The following is a 22,620-nucleotide window of genomic DNA, read 5'->3' as shown; positions in this document are numbered from 1 at the left end:
CCTCGTCATACGCTCGGTCCCCGCAGAGCGAGGTCCACCAGTTCGTCGACGCCCATGGCGTCGATGGCGTCCTGGCCTCCGTCCTCCGCCGGAGGCGTCTCGGTCCGCCCGGTCTCAGCCGGGGGTTCCGGGTTCACGAGACTGTCGAGCAGCCGGGCCAGGGCCCGGGGCGTGGGGTGGTCGAAGACGGCCGTGGCCGGTACTCGCACACCGACCGCTGTGCTGAGCCGGTTGCGCAGCTCGACGCCGGTGAGTGAGTCCGTGCCCTGTTCGGTGAAGGGGCGGTCGGGGTCCACACGGACCGCCGATTCGGCCCGGTGGCCCAGGACCACGGCGGTGTGCGCGCGGACCTCGTCCAGCAGGGCACGGGTCCGTTCTCCCGCCTCCATGGCAGCGAAGCGCGCGGCGGGGTCCCCGAGCTCACCTGCTCCGGTCCCGCCCCCGGCTCCGGAAGCGGCAGCGGAGACCGGGGCGGGGCCGGCCCCGGGTTCGGGCAGCAGCCCTCGGAAGACGCTGACGTCGGCGGCCGGGGTGAGCCACGCGGGCACGGCGTGGACCGGGTTTCGGGCAAGGGCGGTGTCGAAGAGGCCGAGCGCCGCGCTGGGCCGCATCGGCCGCAGTCCGTTCCGGCCGAGAGCGGCGAGATCGGCCCCGTCCAAGTGACCCGTCATCCCGCTGCCCCCGGCCCAGAGCCCCCACGACAGCGAGACGGCCGGCTGACCGGCGTCACGCCTGAGGTGGGCCAGGGTGTCGCAGAAGGCGTTGGCCGCCGCGTAGTTCGCCTGCCCCGGGTTGCCCAGCACCCCAACCGCGGAGGAGAACAGGACGAAGGACGCCAGATCGTCAGTGAGCTCGTGCAGGTTCCACGCCGCGTCGACCTTGGGCCGGAGCACGGCGTGCAGCTGCTCGGTGGTCAAAGAGGCAACCGTGGCGTCGTCGAGGGCGCCGGCGGCGTGCACCACGGCGCACAGCGGGCGCTCCCGCGGCACCTCGGCCAGCACACGGGCCAGGTCCTCGCGGTCGGCCGCGTCGCAGGCGACGACCTCCACGCGGGTGCCGAGCGCCTCGAGCTGGGCGGTCCGCTCCGCCTGCCCGGGGGTGTCCGGGCCGCGGCGGCCGAGCAGCAGCAGGTTCCGGACCCCGTACCCGGTGACCAGGTGGCGGGCCAGGCGGTGGCCGAGCCCGCCGGTGCCTCCGGTGATCAGCGTCGTGCCCTCGATCGGGAAGGGCGCGGGGACGCGCAGGACCAGCTTTCCGACGGTCTCGCCGCGCTGGAGGGCGCGGAAGGCCTCCTGGACCTCGCCGATGTCGTACACGGTGGTGGGCAGCGGGTGGAGGGCGCCCTCCTCGAACAGCTCCATCACCCGGGCGAGCATGTGGCCGATCCGTTCCGGGTCCACGTCCGGCAGGCTGAACGCGTCGTAGGTGCAACCCGGGTACTCGGCCGCCACTCCGTCGGCGTCGCGGATATCGGTCTTGCCCATCTCCACGAACCGGCCCCCCGGTCCGCGACCGTCCTTGGGCGAGCGCAACAGGCGCAACGAGGCGTCCACGAACTCGCCGGTCAGCGAGTTGAGGACCACATCCAGGCCCCGACCGTCGTTGGCCTCCTTCAACCGGGACTCGAACTCCAGCGTGCGGGAGGAGGCCAGCCGCTCCGGGGTCAGGCCGTAGGCGGCCAGCCCGGACCACTTGTGCGGGCTGGCGGTGCCGAACACCCTGGCGCCCATGTGTTGGGCGAGCTGGACGGCGGCGGTGCCCACGCCCCCGGCGGCCGCGTGCACGAGCACGCTCTCGCCGGGGCGCACCGCGGCCAGGTCCACCAAACCGTGGTAGGCGCTCAGGAAGGCCACCGGGACGGCCGCCGCCTGCTCGAAGGTCCACCCCTCGGGTATCCGGGCCAGTCGGGCGCGGTCCGCCACGGCGAAGGGCCCGAAGGCTCCGTCGAACATACCGGCCACCCGATCACCGGGGGCCAGGTCCGTCACGTCCGCACCGGTCTCCAGGACGACCCCGGCGCCCTCGATGCCGACCCCCACACCGTCGTCGACCACGCCCAGGGCGGTGACCACGTCGTGGAAGTTCACCCCGGCGGCCCGGACGGACAGGCGCACCTCGGAGGGGGCCAGCGGAGCCCCGGCCGCGGGCGAGGGCACGGCCTCCAGTGCGTCCAGCGAGCCCGGGCTCCGGGTGTCCGCGCGCCACAGGCGACCGGGCGGGGCCAGGACCCCCTCCGCAGCGTCCGTCGACCTTCTCAGCCGGGGTACCAGGACGGTGCCCGCACGCAGGGCGATCTGCGGTTCGTCGAGTCCGAGCGCCGCGCCCAGCACCTGGTGGGACTCCTCGGCACCGTCGGAGTCCAGCAGCACCAGACGACCGGGGTGCTCGCGCTGGGCCGTACGGAGCAGGCCCCAGACCGGACCGGCGGCGACCCCGGGGAACGGCTCCCCTCGGTGGGTGGTCACCGCCCGCCAGGTGACCAGGACCAGTCGGGAGTCGACCGTGCGCTCGTCCGCCAGCCACGCGCGGACCGATTCCAGGGCCGATTCCAGCCCCTGCCGGACCGCGTCGGGCAGGGCGTCGCCCTCGGCGTAGACCGCGGAGGCGGGCAGTTCGACACAGACCAGCTCCGGTACGGGTCCCTGCGGCTCCAGATCACCGAGAGCGGGCAGGGGCCTGGGAGAGGGGCCCTCGGCCTCCGGTTCCGAAGGCGGTGCCACCTGCTCCCACACCAACTCGTACAGTTCCGGGAGTTCGCCCGGCTCGGGCTCGGGCAGCGCGTCCTCGTCCAGAGGCCGCAGGAGCAGCTCGTCCACGGTCCAGAGCGGAACGCCCCCGGTGTCGGTGGCGAGCAGCCGGTAGCGGTCGTCGCCCAGCGGGGTGAGTCGCGCCCTCAGACTCCGGGAGGGTTCCTCTCCTCCGGCCGGAGCCAGCCGGACCCCGGTCCAGGCGAACGGCACCATGGGGCCGTGGCGGACCTCGGCATCGCCCCCGGGCAGCACCGCGTGCAGGACGGCGTCGGTCAGGGCCGGGTGAGGACCGTGGAAAGCCCCGTTCCCACCAGCGGTGTCCGGTAGCTCGACCTCCAGGAAGAGTTCGTCCCCGTGCCGGTGCGCCGACCGCAGCCCTTGGAAGGCCGGACCGTAGTCATAACCCAGGGCGCGCAGGTCGGTGTAGTCGACCGGGATCCGCTCGGCGCCCTCCGGCGGCAGGGTACCGAGGCCATCGCCGGTCTCCGGGGCGGTGTCCCCGGCGGCGGCATCGGCAGGGCGCGCGCCGGTCACGGAGCCGGAGGCGTACCGTATCCACGGGGTGTCGTCACGGGCCCCGCGCCGTGCGTACACGTTCACCTCGCGGTGCCCCAGCACGTCGCGAGCGGCGACGATGATCTGGATCTCCGCCGTCCCGTCCCGGCCCAGTGTCAGAGGGGCCTCCAGCACCAGGTCGGCGACGGTGTCCCCGCCGACGCTCCGCCCGGCCCTGGCGACCAGGTCCAGCAGCGCGGTCCCGGGGAACATCACCCGGCCGAGCACACGGTGCTCGGCCGCCCAGGGATGGTCCGCGACGGAGACCCGCCCCCGGAACACCACTCCCCCGTCCGCCAGGGTGAGTCCTTCGTCGAGCAGTGGCACCGCCGACTCCGCCGGTCGGGCCTCCGGCTCGCTCGGCGTCAGCCAGTGGCGGGACCGCCGGAAGGGGTCGTCGGGCACCGTGACCGGGGCGCCCTCGTCAGCCACCCCCTCCAACACCACGTGCGCGTTGGTACCGCTGATCCCGAAGGAGGACACCGCCGCCCGCCGGGGCCGACCGGTGTCGGGCCACTCCGCCCCCTCGGACAGCAGCCGGACACCGCTGCCCTTCCACTCGACCCGGTCGGTGGGCTCCTCGGCGTGCAGGGTCCGGGGCAGGCGTCCGTGTCGCAGCGCCTCCACGGTCTTGATCACCCCGGCCACCCCCGCGGCGGCCTGGGTGTGGCCGATGTTGGACTTGAGCGAACCCAGCAGCAGGTCGTGCTCGCGCTCGCCACCGTAGACCGACATCAGGGCACGGGCCTCGATGGGGTCGCCGAGCCGGGTGCCCGTACCGTGCGCCTCGACCGCGTCCACCTCACCGGGGGTCAGCCCCGCCGAGGCCAGGGCCTGCCGGATCACCCGTTCCTGGGCCTCCGGGTTGGGGGCGGTCAGGCCGTTGGAGGCCCCGTCGGAGTTGACGGCGCTGCCCCGCAGCAGAGCCAGCACGGGCCGACCGTTGCGGCGCGCCTGGGAAGCCGGTTCGAGCAGGAGCACACCGACCCCCTCCGACCAGGACGTCCCCTCGGCCCCGGCACCGAAGGCGCGGCAGCGGCCGTCCGGGGACAGGCCGCGCTGGGCGGAGAACTCCAGGAACATGCCGGGGGTGGCCATGACGGTCGCGCCACTGGCCAGGGCCATGGAGCACTCGCCCCGGCGCAGGGCCGCGGCCGCCTGGTGCAGGGCGACCAGTGATCCCGAGCAGGCGGTGTCGATGGTCAGGGCAGGGCCGTTCAGACCGAGCACGTAGGCGATGCGGCCGGAGGCCACGCTCAGCGTGCTGCCGGTGAGCCGGTATCCGCCGTCCGTGCTGCTGGCCGGGTCGGCCAGGCGCGCACCGTACTCGGTGGGCATCGCCCCGACGAACACGCCCACCTGCTGGCCGCGCAGGCTCGCGGGGTCCATGCCGGCCCGCCTGACAGCCTCCCAGGAGGTCTCCAGCAGCAGCCGCTGCTGGGGGTCCATGGCGTCCGCCTCCCGAGGGCTGATCCCGAAGAAGCCGGGGTCGAAGAGGTCGGCGTCGTGGAGGAATCCGCCCTCGCGCGTGTAGGTGCGCCCGGGAGTGCCGGGTTCGGGGTCGTAGAGCGAGTCGAGGTCCCAGCCACGGTTCTCCGGGAAGGGCCCGATGGCATCGGTTCCCTCCTCCACCAACCGCCACAGCTGTTCCGGGGAGCGCACCCCGCCGGGCAGTCGGCAGGCCATCGCGGTGATGGCGATCGGGTCGTCGCCGGAGGCGGCGGGCATCGAACCGACCGGGGCGGCCGGAGTGCGCGGCGCGGACTCCACCGGTGGGGGTACCGACCCGCCCGGCTCCTCGCCCAGTTCCCGGGCGAGGTGTCCGGCGAGCGCGGCCGGAGTGGGCAGCTCGAAGAGGACGGCGTCGTCCAGGCGGATCCCGGTCTCCTCCTCCACGAGGTCGGCCAGCTCCAGCAGCATGATGGAGTCGAAACCGAGGTCACGGAAGGCGCGCTGTTCGTCCGCGGGGTCCAGACCGTCCTCTTCGAGGATCCGGGCGCTCAGGGACGCCACCAGCCGAACGGTGCCGCCGTCCCCCGGGGGCACCGTCTCGTCACCGGTTCCGGGTGCCGCCGGGGCCTCGGCGGTCAGCACGGCCGGGATGCGCTCGGGCCAATAACGGGTGCGCTGGAAGGGGTAGGTGGGCAGGTCGATCCGGTGCGCGCCCGACCCCCTGAAAAGGTTCTCCCAGTCAACGTCCAGACCGGAGGTGAACGCCTGGGCGGCCGCGGTCAGCAGCTGGGCCTGGTCTCCCCGGTCCCGGCGCAGGGTCTCCAGGACCGCGCCGCGCACCTGGCGGGCGGCCAGCACGCGCTCGATCCCGTGGGCGAGGACCGGATGCGGACCGACCTCGACGAAGGCGGTGTGGCCGTCGGCCGCGGCCAGGGCCACGGTGTCGGCGAAGCGGACGGGGTTGCGCAGCCCCAGGTACCAGTACCGGGCGTCCATGGCCGGTCCGTCCTCACCCAGCTCCCCACCGGTCAGGGTCGACAGGACCGGGATCCGGGCCGGGCGCGGCCTGACGTCGGCCAGCTGTTCGAGCAGGGTCTCGCGGACCTGTTCGACGTGCGCGGAGTGCGAGGCGTAGTCGACATCGACCAGCGCGGCGTGCACTCCGGCGTCCACGCAGTGGTCCACGGCGGCGCGCACCGAGGCGGGGCTGCCGGAGACCACCACGGACTCGGGGCCGTTGACCGCGGCCAGGTGCAGGTCGGTCAGTGAGTCGAGGAGTTCCTGGGCGTGCTCCGCGGACAGTCCGAGCGAGGCCATGGCCCCGCTGCCGCCGAGCGCGGTGAGGGCCTGACTGCGCAGAGCCACCACCTTGGCGGCGTCCTCCAGGGTCAGCACCCCGGCCACATGGGCCGCGGCGATCTCGCCCTGGGAGTGGCCGATCACCGCAGCGGGGCGCACCCCCATGGCCTCCCACACCCGGGCCAGCGCCACCATGACCGCCCACAGGACCGGCTGGACGACGTCGACGCGGGCCCCGGAGCCGGCGTAGCGCGGCGCCCCCGGCTCCCCGCGCAGCACCCGGGTGAGGGACCAGTCCACGTAGGGGTCCAGGGCTCGCTCACACTCCCGGAGTCTGCGGCCGAAGACCCGGGCGAGCTGGCCGTCGCCGTCCAGGAGGGCGCGGGCCATGCCCTCCCACTGCCCGCCCTGTCCCGGGAAGACCAGCACCGGACCGCGTCCGTCACGGACGATGACCGGGGTGCCGGAGGGCCGGACGGACTCCAGTTCGCGCGTGCCGCTACCCGCGGAGGCGAGGATGACCGCGCGGTGCTCCATGACCGTGCGGGTGGCGGCCAGTGAGTAACCCACGTCCTCGGGTCGCAGGCCGGGCCTCTTGGACACGAAGGAGTGCAGGACCGACGCCTGGGCGCGCAGCGCCTCCTCCGAACGGGCCGAGAGGACCCAGGGCACGGGGTCGAGCGTGCCCTCCCCCGAGGCCGGGTTGGGTGTGTCCGGAGAGCGCCGGGGCGGCGGAGCCAGTACGAGGTGGCAGTTGGTCCCGCCCATGCCGAAGGAGGACACGCCCGCCAGCGGGGTGTCGGTCGGCCACGGCTCCCGGACGGTCTGCGGAACCAGTCCCAGCCCTTCGAGGTCGATCGCGGGATTGGGCTCGGCGAAGTTCCGGGTGGGGGGCAGCAGGCCGTGGGAGAGGCTGAGCACGACCTTCAACAGGCCGACGATCCCGGCCGCGCCCTCCAGGTGTCCCACGTTGGTCTTGGCCGAGCCCACGCGCAGGGCGCCGGAGCACCCGGAGAAGACCGTGCCGAGCGCGGTGGCCTCGACCGGGTCGCCCACCGGGGTGCCCGTGCCGTGCAGTTCGACGTAGCCCACCTGCGAGGGGTCGATCCCGGCCCTGCGGTGGGCCGCCCGCACGGCTTCCGCCTGGCCCTCGGGTTCGGGGCGGGCCAGGTAGGAGGTGGGGCCGGAGTTGTTGATCGCGCCGCCGGCCAGGACCGCGTAAACGTGGTCGCCGTCGGCCAGCGCACGGTCGAACGGTTTGAGGACGACCACGGCCCCGCCCTCGCCGCGGACGTATCCGTTGGCGCGGGCGTCGAAAGTGTAGCAGTGGGCGTCGGGAGAGAGGCCACCGAACTGGGCCACGTACTCGGTGCTCTCGGGCAGCAGGATGAGGTTGACACCGCCGGCCAGCGCAAGGTCGCACTCGCCGCTGCGCAGGCTCTCCATCGCCGTGTGCACGCTGACCAGGGAAGAGGACTGCCCGCTGTCCACGGTCATACTCGGCCCTCGCAGGCCGAGCGAGTAGGAGACGCGGTTGGCGATCATGCCGCGCTGGCCGCCGGTCAGGCTGTGGTGTGATGCGGGCGTGTCCCGCAGGAGGAGCGAGTAGTCGGAGGAGATCGCCCCGGTGAAGACGCCGGTCCTCGTGCCGCGCAGGCTGTCGGGGGCGGTGCGCGCGTTCTCGACCGCCTCCCAGCTGAGTTCGAGCATCAACCGCTGCTGGGGATCCATGGCCACCGCCTCACGCGAGGAGACTCCGAAGAAGGCGGCGTCGAAGTCCTCCGCGCGGTCCAGGTAGCCGCCCCACCGGTGGTCCCGCTCAAGCGGGGTCCACCCGAGCCGTTCCGGCGGCGGGGTGATGGCCTCACGGCCCTCGCACAGCAGCCGCCAGAAGGAGTCCGGGGTCGAAGCCCCCGGAAGACGGCAGGCCAAGCCCACGACCGCGATGGGCGAGCGGGTCACGTTATCGCTGTCAACGTCCCTGGTCATCGCGTTCCTCCGGTCGAACTCGACGTGCTCACCCCGGGCGGGTCCCGGCCCGGGGTCATGTCACGGGGTTGGCTTGCCCGTCACGTGAAGATGCACGCGCACCGCCCTCTTTGCACAGGTCAGGTCCAGAAGTGACCGTCACGGGCCCCGTCAGCGAAATCCGCGTGCTCCGGAGAATCGACAGACAGGACAAGCAAGCCGCATACAACTCCATTGACGCATGAACCACACGTACCTCACATGCGGTTTTGAGTCATACGCAGGGTGGATGGTATCCGCGATTCAGGACAGATGACAACGGAACCCTAGTTTTCGGTCATTAGCGCCACCACATTCAGAACACGACACAACCAGGGATTTAACAGCTTCGTTACCGAATAGAAATGCCCAATGTCCGTGGACATTGGGCATGCCGAAGTGTTCCAGGCCCGGCTCACCCCCCGTTGCGCGCCCGGACTTCGGCCAGGTACTTCAGCGCCTCCTCCGGCTGGAGGAGCCAAGAGGCGTAGTCAGGCGGGTGGTCCCAGCCCTGAATCCACCGGTCAGCGATCTCCGGGTAGCGCTGAGCACCGTCGATGAGATCGTGGAAGTAATCCGGCAGGTCACCCTGGTCCCACATGGTGGAATTCATTTCCGACCACAGCTGGTTGTGCAGACCGAATTCCCAGAACCGATCGAACGCACTGACCAGGAAGTCCTCGTCGAAATCACGGTCCCCGTGCTCCATGATCGCCTCAAGGTAGGCCTTCGCGCAGTGCATGGAGTTGTTCCAGCTCTGGCCGACGTAGGGGTCCATCGTGACGACGACGTCGGCCATACCCAGCACCCTCCCCCCGGAGGGCAGGACACCGACGGGGTTGCGCACCTGGGGCGTGACCTCGTCGGTCAGGGTACTGCCGAACCCTTCCACCAACGCCGCGTCCTTGATGCGCTCGTAGTACTCCGGCGCGTAGCGACGCATCAGGTCCTTCATGCGGCGCAGCTGTTCCTCGGGGCCCGGCCGGTCGGGCCAGGCGTCCATGGGCCCGCCGCGCTTGTCCACCATGACCAGGGCGTGGCAGGGGCCCTCCTGGCTGAGGATCGGCATGAGGATGGTGTTCCCGGCGTCGGCGGCCGAGGCCGCCCAGCCGACGTTGGGGTCGTCGCCGGCGTCCGGCCAGACGTCGTAGATCAGTGCCTGGGCCATGGACCGGGGCCTGGCTCCGCTGAACCGGCTCTGGTCGTAGTCGAACAGCTGGCCGAGCTCTCCGTGGCCGACCGCGACGATGATCAGGTCGAACATGCGGGAGAAGTAGTCGAGGTCGGTCACGGTGACGCCGTGGATGACGACCTTGCCCCCGCGGTCCTCGAAGAACTCCAGCCAGTCGGCCATCTTCACCCGGCGGTCCACCGACACCATGTAGTCGTTGGCCCTGCCTGTCCGGCCCACGAAGGACAGGGCCGGTTTGTCCTTGCCGGGATAGAGGTGGATCCTCTGGTTGCGGACCTGCGGACAGAGCACGCTCCACAGGTCGAGGTCGTACTCACGCTCGTGGTTCAGCGACGTGGGGAGGGTGAACTGCGTGACGGAGGACCGCCCCGTACGGATCTCAGTGGAGGACTGCCCCGTGATCACCGTGACGTCGTAGCCATGGGTCAGGAGACCGTGAGCCAGGTGCAGACCGGCGTGGCCAGCGCCGACGATAAGGATCTTGCGCATTGTGTCGCTAACTTTCCTGGGGAACCTACGGGGCCGTGGGGAGGATCGACCGGTTGGGGGTCCACACGCTCCCTGCCTGTCAGGCGACGGGCTCGCTCGCACGGTTGTGCTCGAGCGCGTACCGCAACAGCGTCTTGAGCACGTCGCCGCCGGACGTCCTGTGCCTGGCGTCGAAATCGATGATAGGGACCTCCGGGCTGACTTCCAGAGCCTCGCGGACCTGCTCGGAGGTGTAGTCCAGACGGCCCTCGAACTTGTTCAGCGCAACGATGTAGGGAATGCGTTTGCTGGTCTCGAAGTAGTCGACGGCGTCGAAGGAATCCGCGAGCCTGCGGCAGTCGACCACGACGACGGCGCCCACGGCGCCGCGGACCAGATCGTCCCACATGAACCAGAACCGGGCCTGGCCCGGCGTGCCGAACATGTACATGACCAGTTCGTCGTCGATGGTGATGCGGCCGAAGTCCATCGCGACGGTGGTCGTCGTCTTGTCGGGTGTGACCGAGGTGTCGTCGTGCCCGACACTGGCCTCGGTCATGATCGCTTCAGTCGTGACCGGCGGAATCTCCGACACCGAGCGCACCAAGGTCGTCTTGCCGGCACCGAAGCCACCGGCGATGACGATCTTGCTCGACATCTTCTTGCGATTCGACCTGTTGTCACTGGAAAAGTCGTTCGAGACCACGAAGAGCCCTCTCCAGAACCTGGTTTTCGGACGGACTGCTGCCGGTGATGGTCGGGTGGATGTACACCAGGTCCTGCTCGGCCAGGTCACTGACCAGAACCTGAGTGACTCCCAGGGGGATGTTCAGCTCGGCCGACACCTCGGCGAGAGACCGCGTCTCCCGGCACAGTTTGTAAATACTGATCGACTCCGGCATGAGGGTGCCAGGAGGTTCCTGCCCGGGCTCGGACGTCGAGACCAGGGTTTGCACCATCAGCGGATGCCGTGACCGCGTCCGCCCACCCGTGAAGGTGAACGGGCGAACACGGTTACTCCTTCGCCTGCGGAAGCTCATAGCCGCGGCAACCTCATTCCTGCCGAACCGTTACGGGTCACCGTCGTCAGTTCTGGATGACCTCGCGCAGCTGCGAGCGCAGCTGCGGAGTGAGCACGTGGGCGACGTTGTCCACGAGCTTGGCCATCTGGAAACCGACGATCTTCAGCTCGGTACCGGGTGCGGTGAGCACCGCCATGCAGGAACCGTCACTGATGGCCATGATGAAGAGGTGGCCGTGGTTGAAGCGGACGAGGAGCTGCTCGCACTCTCCTCGCTGGAACAGACTGGCCCCGCCGACCGCCAGGCTGTGCAGACCGCTGGAGATCGCCGCGAGCTGCTCGGCGTGCTCCTCGGGGAAGTCGCTGGAGTGGGTCAGGACCAGGCCGTCGGAGGAGACCACCACGGCGTGCTCCACACCGCGCACGTCCCGGACGAACCGGTCGATGAGCCACGAGAAGTTCTCAACGCTGTCGTTCGTGGATTCAGTCATGCTTGTGCTCTACCTGCCTCGGCCGAGTGTCGTGTTCGCTGGGGGTCTGGGGTGTGGGGGCCCGCGCCCAGGGCGCGGGCCGCAGCGTTGGAGGTCATTCCTTGTCGCCCTCGAGCTCCTCGCCCTCGATGGCGGCGCGTTCCCCGTCGAGGAAGTCGCCGATCTCGTCGCGGATCTGCTCTGCCCGGGCCTGCCCGGTGAGCTTGGGCGGGGTGTCCTCCCGGCCTTTCGGCGGGGGCGGCGGGGTCTCCGAGAGCGCTCCGGGGTGCGGCATCATCCGCAGCGGCGAACCGTGCGGGGTGGCGCTGCGCCGGGGCAGGCCGGCGGCGGTGACCGCGGAGGTACCGCCGGTGGTCGCGGGCGGTGCGTCCTTGGAGGCGCCGGGACCGGCGGCCACGTTGCCGTTCGCGCCGCCGCCGTTGCTGCCGCTGCCGTTGAGCGGCTTGCCGTTGGCGGGCTGCTGCGGGATGGGGCCGGTCGAGGTCACGGGGGCGCTCGTGCTGGGAATCATGGAGGTACGGGTCTGTCCGGGCTGGCGGGGCGTGGCCACGCGCAGGAGCCCCTTGGGGACGATCGTGAAGGCGCTGAGCCCGCGGAAGGAGCGCGGCTCCAGCCTGGTCTCCAGGCCGTGCTTCTTCGCGATCCGGCTGGCCACGTACAGGCCCATGTGCTTGGGTACCTCGTCGTCCAGGACCGGCTCACCGCTGAGGCGGCCGTTGAGTTCGGCCAGCTGGTCCTCGGGGATGCCCACGCCCTCGTCCTCGACGATGATCATCAGGCGGCCGTCTTCCAGCTCGCGGGCGCTGATCACCACCTGTGAGTGCTCGGGCGAGTTGGCGGTGGCGTTGTCCAGCAGCTCGGCCAGGAGGTGACTGATGTCGTCGGCGGCCAGACCGGTGATGGAGGCCTGCGGGAGCTTGCCCAGGCTGACCCTGGGATAGTCCTTGATCTCCGAGGTCGCGGCGCGGGCGACGTCGAGCAGGGGGACGATCTCGTCGTGGGCGTCGGACTCGCCGCCGTCGTGCCCGGTCAGCACCAGGAAGTTCTCCCCGTTGCGTCGCATACGGGTGGCGAAGTTGTCGATCTGGAAGAGCTTGTCCAGGAGGTCGGGGTCCTGGGCATCGGTCTCCAGCGCCTCGACCGTCTCCAGTAGGGCGTCGACCAGGGAGAGGTCGCGCATGGCCAGCCCGGCCAGCGCCTCGTTGAGGATTCTGCCCCCGGATCCGGCCTCCGGGTTGAGCAGGGCCTCGGAGACGGCCTCGGCCACCTCCGCCTTGGCCGCCGCGGCTGCCTCGGCTTTCTCCTCCGTGGTCTCCTCGGCGGTGTCCTTGGCCGGATGCTCGGCAACGGGTGCGTCGACCGCGGCCGCCGGGTCGGTCTGTTTCGGGGACTTGGCGGACGGCTGCGCCTGGGCCGCCCCCTCGGAGTGCTCGGGGGCGGCCTCTTCGTCCGTCCCTGAACGGGTGAGCGCCTTGTCCTGACGCACCTCCTGGGAGACAGTCGGTTCGCTGCGCTCCGCGAAGAGCGTGGCGGCCGACTCGGCGGTGACCACCTGCGGCTGCTGTCCGGCGGCGAGCACGATCACGTGCTGCACCGGCTGGCCGTACGGGTTGGGTTGGCCGTAGGCACCGAACTGGCCCGGGTAGATCACCGGCTGCCCCGGGAGCACGTAACCGGGCGGCTGGTAGGGCAGCGGGTATGCGCTCTGGTAGGGCAGCGGCTGCGGGTGGGCGTAGTGCACCGGGTAGTGCTGTAGCGGCGGCACGGGCGGCTGCGGCGGGTACTCGGCCTGCGGATACGGGTAGGGTGCGGGCGGCTGGCCCTGGTGGCCGCGCGGGCCTCCCGGGTGGCCGGGACGTCCCTGCTGGCTCTCGGGGTACGGGCTGCCGGGGTACGAGCTGTCGGAGTACTGGCTGCCCGGGTACTGGCTGCCCGGGTACTGGCTGCCCGGGTACTGGCTGCCCGGGTACTGGGGGCCGCGCCGGTCTGCCGGGTAGCCCTGGCCCGGGTGGCCCGGGTCTGGGTAGCTCTGCCCCCGGAGGCCCTGCGCTTGCTGATAACCCTGTGCCTGCTCGAAACGCTGTGCTTGCTGGTAACCCTGGTGGTCCCGGTAGCCGTTCGGGTCCGGGTGACCCTGGTACCCGAGGGGGGCCTGGGGGTCGTGCCCGGCAGGCCGGTGCTCCTGGCCCTGCTCCGCCCCCTGGGGGCGGGCCTGATCGCGGTGCGGCGGCTCGTAGGGGGCCTGCGGGCGGTCGGCGTACCGTCGCGGCTCGTAGGGCGCCTGCTGGGGCTCCCACTGGCTACCGGACGCCGAGGACTCGGCCGCGGGCCACCGCGGCTGGGATTCGTGGAGCTGCGACTCCTGGGGTGGGGCCTGGGGCTCGGGCAGCTGGGCTTCGGGGCGGTGGGGTTCGCGGGCGGTGTGCTGCCCCGGCGTCGACCGGTGGTCGGCCGCGGGCTCGGGGGCGGAAGAGGCCGGTGCCGCCGACTGCACAGGGGCCTCGGGCCGCTCCGTGTTACCTGGCGTGGGGCTCCCTGGCATGGTGGGGCCCTCCGGTGTGGGGTTGTCGGTCATGGTGTCCGTGGTGGCGGGGGTGTACGGGTTGCGCGGTTCGGGCTCGTCCAGTCCGACGCCGCGCCACTGACCAACCGGGTTGGCGCCGGTGTCGACATCATCGACGTCGACGCTCCTGGTCGTGTAGGGGTTCGGGACGCTCGTCCGGGAGGTGGGGCGGTAACCGTTCTCGGCGGACGCGGAGAAGGGTCCGGTGGGGGGCTCCGTCACGGCTGTCTCCTCGCCGTCCGCCGTCTGGTCGGGGTTCCGCGAGTGCGGATGCACGGGCTGATGCACGGGATGTCCTTGCTCGCTCTCCGATGACGAGGATGTCTGGGACTTGACCATCCGGGAGATGGCCCGGCGAAACCTTCCCTCACGCCTTGTTCCGTGCCCATCCTCCGTCGACTTCATCTTGGCCAGGGAGTGGTCATCGCGCTCGTGCGGTGACTGCGCCTGTGCCACAATCTCGTCTCCTCGAATCAGGTGGGCGGATTGGCGGTGGCCCCGCACCACCGCCCTGACCAGGGAGGAAATCGTTTCCTGGGTCTTTTTCGACCCGTGATACGACCAGGCGTCCCGAACGCCGGGGGAACGCCTCGACGGCTCCGTCCGTGGTGGGAGCGCATGCGCGTTGTGACAGCGGGATCGGCGCCGCGAGCCCGATCCGCAGGACAAGTGTCCGCGCTCCACACAATTGCTGTTCTTCCACCGGGAACCGTCGTTCGGTTCGTCAGACTAACAAAGGATGCCCAGTTTGACAGAAGAATCAAAGAAGCACCGAAAGAGCGCCGGACCATACCCTTCTGACGTGCGTGAACACTGAGAAACAAGCTACTCAACCCATGCGAAATCCGGTCGATTTGAGGTGCTTTGTCGGATTCTTGCCGGGTGTCACCTCTCTCTCAGTGACACCCGGAGGTCCCTGCGTCAGAGGGAGACGTCAGCTCGCGGTCCGGGTCACAGGTCCAGCCCGAACTGCCCCGGAGCGGCGTTGACCAGGACCGCCGTGTTCCCCGGCGGCTGCTTGTTGTCCCGCATCAACTGGTGCGCCTCACCGATCTCGTCGAAGGGTACGGTCTTGGTCACACAGGGGTCGAGCTGGCCGCCCGCGACCAGATCGATCACCATGCGGCACTGCGCGGGCGAGGCGAAGTGCGAGCCCTGGAGCCGCTTGAGCCGCATCCACAGGAAGCGCAGGTCCACGTCGGCCTGGAAACCCGAGGTGGCACCGCAGATCACCACCATCCCGGAGTTGTCGCACAGGTACAGGGAGGTGGGCAGGGTGTCGGCCCCGGTGTGCTCGAAGACGATCCGGGGCGAGCGCCGCTCTCCCAGCTCCTCCCAGAACTTCCTGCCGAAGGACCGCGCACCGCGCATCCACGCCGCGAAGGCCTGGGGGTCGCTCTCGTCGGGGACCCGGCCCCAGTGGTCGAACTCGGTGCGCAGGATCGTGCCGACGGCGCCGAGTTCGCGGCACAGCTCGGCCTTCTCCGGGGTGGAGACCACGGCGATCGGCTTGCCGCCCGCCTGGCGGGCCAGCTGGATCGCGGAGGTGCCCAGACCGCCCGCGCCGCCCCAGATCAGCACCGGGTCGCCCGGGCGCACGACGTTGGGGTACCAGCCGAAGAGCTGCCGGTAGGAGGTGGCGGCGCTGGCCAGGAAACCGGCCGCGACTTCCCAGGTCAGGTTCTCCGGCTTGCGGTGGCACTGGACGTCCTGGACCAGGGTGAACTGGCCGAATGACCCGAAGTTGTGCTCGTAGCCCCACACGCGCATGCTCTTGGAGGCGATGGGGTCACCGCCCATGCGGATGTCGTCCGAGCTCTCGTCCCACTGGCCCGAGGCGATGATGACGTGGTCGCCGACCTCGACCCCGCGCACGCCCTCCCCCACGGCCCAGACCACGCCGGAGCCGTCGGATCCGCCGATGTGGTAGTCCTCGGGCTCGCCCGCCTTCTCCCGCGCGGCGATGACGTCCGCCGGGTGGCCCTTGGCCGCCCAGATGTTGTTGTAGTTGATGCCCGCGGCCATCGTGTAGACGAGGACGTGGCCAGGCTTGAGCTCCGGCACCGGCACGATCTCGTGGGCGAAGGCATCCCGGGGCTCGCCGTAGCGCTCCCGCCGGATGGTGAAGGCGTGCATCCGCTCGGGCACGTGGCCCAGCGGCGGAACCTCTCCGAGGTCGTACAGGTCCTTGGGCATGGTGCACCAGTCCTTTCGAGGGCCGGGAGCAGGGGGGCGAACAAGGGGTGTGGAGCGGGGCGGGGTTGCGGGGCGGTCGGGTCGGAGGGCGACGACGCGGATGCGCGTGCGAATGCACGGGAGACTACCCTCATCGCCCCCGAACGCGCACAAACGGCCCCCCGGTGGACAAACTCCCGCACGCCCGTAATACCCCGGACTCACGTTCGGGTCCGCCCACGGCACCGCTCCCGGACACGCCTGTAGGGGCGAGGCCGCGGGCACTCGCCCCTACAGGGGATCACTCATCCCGCCCGGTGGGACCGGGCGGGGTTCGGGAATCAGCCCTCGTTCGGGGTCAGATCACCCTGGATCAGCGCCAGGATGATGGGGTTGTCCTCGTAGATGTCGTTCTGCGCGGCCGGGTGGTCATCGTCGAAGGACTGGACACGCACGCCCTCGATGGCCGGGGCGAGGTACTTGTAGGTCCAGATCGGAATACGCGGCAGCAACTCGTTGAAGACGATCGCCATGACCCGCACGGCCTCCTTCTGCTCCTCCTCGGACTCGGCGCGCCGGGCGGTGTTCACCAACTCCTCGAGGTCGACCTCGCCTTGGGAGGGGCTCTCCACCTTGAGGTCGAAGGACTGTCCCGGAGAGTCCTCGGTACCCGCGTTCTCGGCGAGGAAGTTCATCTGGAAGGCGCCCCAGTAGTCGGGCAGCTCGGGGTTGCCCCAGTGGCGCACGGCGACCTCGAAGTCACCGGCGGCCCAGATACCCCACGGGTTGTCCTCGGGGACGTTGCGCGCCTCGGTCTTGATACCGAAGCTGTTCCACGCCTCCTCGACCTGGGTGGCGGTCAGCTCGAAGTCGCCCCAACCCGAGACACCGATGACCTCGAAACTGGCCTCATCACCGTCGGGGAGGTACCACTTGCCGTCCTCCTTGGTCCAACCGGCCTCCTCCAGAAGCTCCGTGGCCTTGTCGATGTCCTGGTCGAAGGTCTCGAAGTCCTCAAGCTCCTCGGCGCTGAAGACCTCCTCCGCCTGGATGTCGGCCAGGCCCGCGTAGTGCGTGACCCGGCCGTAGGCCTCACCTCGGGCCACCTGGCCGATCTGGTCGCCGTCGAGGACGTAGGCGAGCGCCTTGCGCACGCGCACGTCCTTCAGCTCGGGCTTGGCGGCGTAGTTGAACATCAGGCCGCAGCCGTCGTAACCGGGGTGCTCGATCCACCGGAAGCCCTCGACCCCCTGGAAGGCCTGCTGGTCCGCGGCGGAGGGGGCCAGGGTGGAGTAGTCGACCTCGCCCTGCTGCACGAGCAGGGCGGACTGCCGGTTGTCGCCCTTGTGGACGACGACCTCGTCGAAGTTGACCTCCGTGCCGCGGTAGCCGTCCTCGTTGCGCACCAGCGTGATCCGCGCGTCCGTCATCTGCGCCCGGTCGAACTTGTAGGGGCCGCTGCACACGATCTCGTCCGGGTTGAACTCGATGAACTCGGCGTTCCACTCGAGGTGCTCGTCGTCGCCCTGGCGGACTCCGCCGTTGACCAGGTCCAGGGCCTGCTCGCCGAAGTCCGCGTACGTGGTCTTGGAGACGATGCGGTGTTTGAGGATGCTCAGTTCGATGTTGGGGAACGGGTCCTCGAAGCCGAGCCGTACGCTCAGGTCGTCCAGCTTCTCCAGGTCCTGGACCTGCGGGAACCCGGTGCCCCACGAGGGGGCCTCCAGGACGCGCATGGCGTAGCTGCGGACCATGTCGTCGGCGTTCAGGTCCGTGCCGTCGCTCCACTTCAGACCCGAGCGCAGGGAGACGATCAGGTCGTCGCCGTCCCACTCGTGCCCTTCCAGCAGGAGGTAGTCCCACTCGTGCGCGCCCCAGTTGTAGAAGGCGCCACTGCACAGGAAGAGGTCCCGGTAGACGGAGTTCATCAGCAGCGCGCCGTCCTCGACGTGCACGTTGCGGGTCTGGGAGTCCAGGTCGAAGTCGAAGACACCGGCGAACCTGGTGACGCCGTCGCTGTCACCGTTACCACCGGAGCAGGCGGACAGGGCGCTGGCGCCCGCCACACCGACGGCGCCGAAACCGACGGCCTTGAGCAACCGCCTCCTGCTCAGCTCGTTCAGGAGGGCGTTGTTCGAGGGGGTGGGGGTCATTCTTGGCGTTTCCTTTCGAAAAGGACGGCGATCCAGCCGAGGGCGAGTACGACCAGGCCGATACCGATGCTGACGACGGTGATGACGAACTCGGCTGTGCCGGGGGAGGTGAACACGGCCATGAGGGTGCATGTGATGGTGAGGAATGCCCCGACGAACAGGCCGAAGCGTCCGATGAGGAGCAGCAACCCGCCTCACCCCCTGGTGACGACGTGGCAGGCCAGCAACCGGTCGTGGCTGCGGACCAGCGGAGGCCGTACGGTGTCGCAGCTGCCCTGGGCGTAGATCGGGCAGCGCGGGTGGAAGTCGCAGCCTGGCGGCAGGTCCGTGAGGTCGGGGATGTCCGCGCTGCGCAGCCGGACCCGCTCCTTGTTCCTCGCCAGGTCCGGGTCCGGTTCGCAGACCGCGGAGATGAGCGCCTTGGTGTAGGGGTGCTGTGGATCGTTCACCACGTGCGGGGTGGGCCCGTGCTCCACGACCTTGCCGAGGTACATGACCGCGATCTCGCCCCGCCAGGCGAAGTACTTGGCCACGGCGAGGTCGTGGGTGATGAACAGGAAGCTCACGCCGAGTTCGTCGCGGAGCCTGCCCAGGGTGTTCAGGAGGCTGACCCGGATGGACACGTCCAGCATCGACGTGGACTCGTCGGCGATGATCACCTCGGGGTTCATCGCCAGGGCTCGGGCCACGGCGACGCGCTGGCGCTGGCCGCCGGACATCTGGTGGGGGTACTTGTCCAGGTAGTCCTCGGCAGGGGTGAGGTCGACGCGCTCCAGGAGTTCGGTGGTGACGCGGCGGGCCTCGTCGCGGCCCTTGACCAGCTTGTGGCGGCGCAGTCCGGCGGAGACCGTGGAGTAGACGGTGCGGACCGGGTTGAGGGAGGCGTAGGGGTCCTGGTGGATGTACTGGACCGAGCGCCGGAAGGCGGCCCGCTCCTTCTTGTCCATCGAGGCGACGTCCTTGCCGCGGAACAGGACCTCGCCCGCGGTGGGGTCGGACAGGGCGGCGGCCATGCGGGCGGTGGTGGTCTTGCCGCAGCCGGACTCCCCCACCAGGCAGAGCACCTGGCCGGGGCGGACCTCCAGGTCGACCCCGGCGACGGCGGGGACATCGCCTCTCGGGGTCCTGAAGATCTGCTGGGCGCCCTTGAGGGACAGCACCGGCGGTTCGGCGCGGCGCTCACCGGAGGTGTGGGCCCGGGCGGTCGCGGCGGTGCCGATGACGGTCCCGGGGGCCGGTTCGACCGTGCTGGCGGCGCGCGGGGCGGTGTCGTCGGGGCGCGGTTCGGCGTGGGCGGGGTTGACGGTCCGGTCGATCAACGGGAGACCCCCTCGGCGTGGAGTGCGGCGTCGGTGGAGCGGAAGCAGGCCGCGGTGTGGCTCAGGCCCGCGTCGCGGTGCTTGAGCACCTCGAGCACGGGACGGGTGGCGGTACAGGAGTCGAGGGCGTGGGCGCAGCGGGGCGCGAAGGAGCAGCCCGGGGGCAGCGCGTTCAGGCTGGGCGGGCCGCCGGGCAGGGACTCGGGCACGTGGAGGTCGCCCACGACCGGCGGCACGGAGTTGATCAGAGCCGAGGTGTAGGGGTGCCGGGAGCGGTAGAAGATGTCCCGGGTGGTGCCGGTCTCGATGAGCCGCCCGGCGTACATGGTGCCGACGCGGTCGGCGAGCTCGGCGGCCAGGCCGAGGTCGTGGGTGATGAAGACCATCGAGAAGCGCAGCTCCTCGCGCAGCTCGGCGAGGCGTTCCACGATGGAGCGCTGGGTGAGGATGTCCAGGGCCGTGGTGGGCTCGTCGAGGATGAGCAGCTGGGGTTCGAGGGCCAGGGCCAGGGCGATGAGGCTGCGCTGGCGCATACCGCCGGAGAGCTCGTGCGGGAAGCTGCCCAGTACCCGGACCGGGTCGAGGCGGACCATCTCCAGCAGCTCGGCGGAGCGTTCGATGATCTCCTTGCGGGGGCGGCGCCGCCCGGCGCGCTCGTGGGCGCGGAAGGTGTCGAGGAAGTGCTCCTCGATCTTGAGCACCGGGTTGAAGGCGTTCATGGCGCCCTGGAAGACCATGGCCGCCTCGTTCCAGCGGAAGCGGCGCAGCTTCTCCTTCTCCAGGGTGCGCACGTCCACGCGGGTGCCGTCCTTGCGGCGGAAGAGGATCTCGCCCTTGGGGACGACCCCGGTGCGCGGCAGCAGCCGCAGCAGTCCGAGGCCGAGGGTGGTCTTTCCGCAGCCGGACTCGCCGACCAGGGCCATGGACTGGCCGGGGTGGAGGTCGAAGGAGACGTCGTGGACCGCGGTGACCCGGGTCCTGCGGCCGGTGCGGTAGCCGACGTCGACCCCGCGGACCGACAGCAGGGCCCCGTTGTCGGTGTCCGGGGCGGTGGGGTGGTCGTTCACTGGGCTCACCTGTCCCGGAGTCGTGGGTTGAGGGCCTGTTCCAGGGAGCGGGTCATGGTGACCAGCCCGATCTGGAAGAGCATGATCATCACCATCGGAGCGACGAGGAAGGGTGCCGCCTGGGGCAGGAGGAAGGCGTTGTTGTCCCAGGCCTGCTGGATCATCAGCCCCCAGTTGTCGGCGGTGCTGGGCAGCAGGCCCAGCAGGTACATGCCGACGACCGCGTAGATGGCGTTGGTGATGGCGATGATGAAGTTGATGAAGATGTAGCCCGCCATGTTGGGCAACACCTCGACGCACAGGATGCGGGCGGTGCCCAGGTCCTGGAGGCGGGCGGCCTCGATGAACTCGCGTTCCTTCAGGGTGAGGACCTGCGCGCGGATGGACCGCATCAGGTACGGCCAGGTGACCAGGCCGATGATGAAGGAGACCACCATCGGGGAGGAGGTCCGGTAGAAGGAGGCGATGACCAGCATCAGGACGATGAAGGGGATGGTCATCGTGATGTCGGTCAGCTGGAGCAGGAAGTGGTCGACCCTGCCCCGGACGTAACCGGCGATCGCGCCGAGGGTGACCGCGATGGCGACGGTGATGAGGGCGGCCATGAGGCCGACCATGATGGGTTCGCGTCCGCCCAGGATGAGCTGGGTGAGGGTGTCCTTGCCCTCGTGGTTGGTGCCGAGCCAGTGCTCGGAGCTCATCGGGCCCCAGATCTTGCTGACGTCCGTGGGGTTGTGGCTGTCGATGAGCAGGGGGCCCACGAAGGAGAAGAGCAGAACGCTCAGGACCAGGCAGAGCCCGATGAACCCGCTGGTGCTTCGGGTGATGCCCTGCCAGATGCTGCCCCAGACGCCTGCGGCGGGCGCGGGACCGGTTGCGGTGGTGACTGCCATGCGTGCGTCCCCCTACTTCCGGATACGAGGGTCGAGCCTGCTGTAGAGCAGGTCCGCGGCGAGGTTGGCGATCACCACGCACGAGGTGATGATGATGAGCAGCCCCTGGAGGAGCGGGTAGTCGCGGTAGTTGACCGCGTCGAGCAGGAGTCCGCCCACGCCCTTGTAGACCAGGACCTGTTCGACGAAGATCGCGCCGCCGACGAGGGTGCCGAAGGAGATCGCGATCTGGGCGACCAGCGGCAGGACGGCGTTGCGGCCGACGTAGGCGGTGGCGATGCGGCTGTCCCGCAGGCCCCGGGCCCGGGCGACGGTCACGTAGTCCTCGCCGAGCACCTCGGTGGTGGAGGCCTTCATGACGAGCATCCAGGTGCCGATGATGGCGAGCACGTAGGTGAAGATCGGCAGGGCCGCGTGGTAGAACGCGTCGCCGATGAAGGTGAGCGTGAACCCGGGCTGGACGCCGGGGCTGAGGGTGCCGCGGAGTTCGATCGGGTTGAACCAGCCCAGGTACATGCCGCCGACCACGACCAGGAGCATCGCGATGAGGTAGTTCGGGACGGCGCCCAGGACCGAGGCGAGGACGCTGAGCACGTGGTCGAGGGACTGGTTGCGGCGGTAGGCCATGACCATGCCCAGCGCGAGGCCGAGGACGATGGCGATGAGGGTGCCGGCGCCGATGCTGAAGAGGGTCCAGGGGAGGTAGGCGCCGATGGCCTCGGTGACGCTGAAGGCGGGGCGGTTGATCGTGTTGCCGAGGTCGAGCGTGGCGATCCCGACGAGGAACTCCCACCACTGCCGCAGGAGGGACGCGTCCGGGTCGTAGGCCAGCGAGTTCATCGCGATGGCCCGAGCCTCGTTCATCGACATGCCGCCCTGGGTGAGGCGGCCCGCCATGACGTCGATGGGGTCGCCCGGCATCGCGCGGCCGAGGAAGAACGTCACGTTGGCCACGACGAAGACCACGACGAAGGCCTTGCGGACCTTCACGAAGACGTAGTTGCGCCAGATCCGGTTCAGGAGGGGGTTGGTCTTCCGGGGGACGGCGGGCCCGGATCCACCTGTGTCCGGTGGTGGGGAGGCCGCGATTTCGGTGGCCACGGGGCTCCTTCGAGCAAGGGGGCACGGCGGTGTCGGGGACCGTGGGGGCATGGCGATTTTTTGTTAGGAAACTTTCCTAATAGAACATCACGGTAACGCCACCCGTGTGTCCCA

13 protein-coding genes are annotated in these 22,620 nt (G+C 70.2%); all 13 read right to left on the bottom strand.

Annotated elements, in window-relative coordinates:
• Positions 1-5: 5 nt before the first annotated feature.
• Positions 6-8,045, bottom strand: coding sequence for a type I polyketide synthase (locus HNR07_RS33390; RefSeq protein ID WP_184370833.1), 8,040 nt, complete (start codon positions 8,043-8,045; stop codon positions 6-8).
• 433 nt (positions 8,046-8,478) lie between these two features.
• A complete protein-coding gene (locus HNR07_RS33385; RefSeq protein WP_184370830.1) occupies positions 8,479-9,744 on the bottom strand; it encodes a styrene monooxygenase/indole monooxygenase family protein in 1,266 nt (421 codons plus the stop codon).
• A 79-nt stretch (positions 9,745-9,823) separates the two neighbouring features.
• Positions 9,824-10,381, bottom strand: a complete 558-nt coding sequence (locus HNR07_RS33380) for a GTP-binding protein (protein ID WP_184373052.1) — start codon at positions 10,379-10,381, stop codon at positions 9,824-9,826.
• 22 nt (positions 10,382-10,403) lie between these two features.
• Positions 10,404-10,763 (bottom strand): DUF742 domain-containing protein, encoded by a 360-nt coding sequence (locus tag HNR07_RS33375; RefSeq protein ID WP_013151545.1) that lies wholly within the window; start codon positions 10,761-10,763, stop codon positions 10,404-10,406.
• A 46-nt stretch (positions 10,764-10,809) separates the two neighbouring features.
• Complete coding sequence (locus HNR07_RS33370) at positions 10,810-11,235, bottom strand: roadblock/LC7 domain-containing protein (RefSeq protein ID WP_017581967.1); 426 nt, start codon at positions 11,233-11,235, stop codon at positions 10,810-10,812.
• 94 nt (positions 11,236-11,329) lie between these two features.
• Positions 11,330-14,020 (bottom strand): ATP-binding protein, encoded by a 2,691-nt coding sequence (locus HNR07_RS33365; RefSeq protein WP_312894044.1) that lies wholly within the window; start codon positions 14,018-14,020, stop codon positions 11,330-11,332.
• Positions 14,021-14,749: 729 nt separating this feature from the next.
• Positions 14,750-15,994, bottom strand: a complete 1,245-nt coding sequence (ccrA, locus tag HNR07_RS33360; RefSeq protein WP_184370827.1) for a crotonyl-CoA carboxylase/reductase — start codon at positions 15,992-15,994, stop codon at positions 14,750-14,752.
• A 320-nt stretch (positions 15,995-16,314) separates the two neighbouring features.
• On the bottom strand, positions 16,315-18,126 hold the full coding sequence (locus HNR07_RS33355; protein ID WP_184370811.1) for an ABC transporter substrate-binding protein: 1,812 nt from the start codon (positions 18,124-18,126) through the stop codon (positions 16,315-16,317).
• Positions 18,123-18,314 (bottom strand): hypothetical protein, encoded by a 192-nt coding sequence (locus HNR07_RS33350; RefSeq protein ID WP_184370809.1) that lies wholly within the window; start codon positions 18,312-18,314, stop codon positions 18,123-18,125. The genes HNR07_RS33355 and HNR07_RS33350 overlap by 4 nt, the downstream gene beginning before the upstream one ends.
• A 6-nt stretch (positions 18,315-18,320) precedes the next feature.
• Entirely contained in the window at positions 18,321-19,445 is a 1,125-nt protein-coding gene (locus tag HNR07_RS33345) for an ABC transporter ATP-binding protein (RefSeq protein WP_184370806.1), read from the bottom strand.
• A complete protein-coding gene (locus HNR07_RS33340; RefSeq protein WP_184370803.1) occupies positions 19,442-20,512 on the bottom strand; it encodes an ABC transporter ATP-binding protein in 1,071 nt (356 codons plus the stop codon). The genes HNR07_RS33345 and HNR07_RS33340 overlap by 4 nt, the downstream gene beginning before the upstream one ends.
• 5 nt (positions 20,513-20,517) lie before the next feature.
• Positions 20,518-21,405, bottom strand: coding sequence for an ABC transporter permease (locus HNR07_RS33335; protein ID WP_184370800.1), 888 nt, complete (start codon positions 21,403-21,405; stop codon positions 20,518-20,520).
• Positions 21,406-21,417: 12 nt separating this feature from the next.
• On the bottom strand, positions 21,418-22,506 hold the full coding sequence (locus tag HNR07_RS33330; RefSeq protein WP_184370797.1) for an ABC transporter permease: 1,089 nt from the start codon (positions 22,504-22,506) through the stop codon (positions 21,418-21,420).
• Positions 22,507-22,620: the final 114 nt, after the last annotated feature.

It is taken from the genome of Nocardiopsis metallicus (genome assembly GCF_014201115.1).
GTDB classification, from domain to species: Bacteria; Actinomycetota; Actinomycetes; order Streptosporangiales; family Streptosporangiaceae; genus Nocardiopsis; species Nocardiopsis metallicus.
The sequence above is the reverse complement of the archived record's forward strand: the minus strand, read 5'-3'. Positions and strand labels throughout refer to the sequence as shown.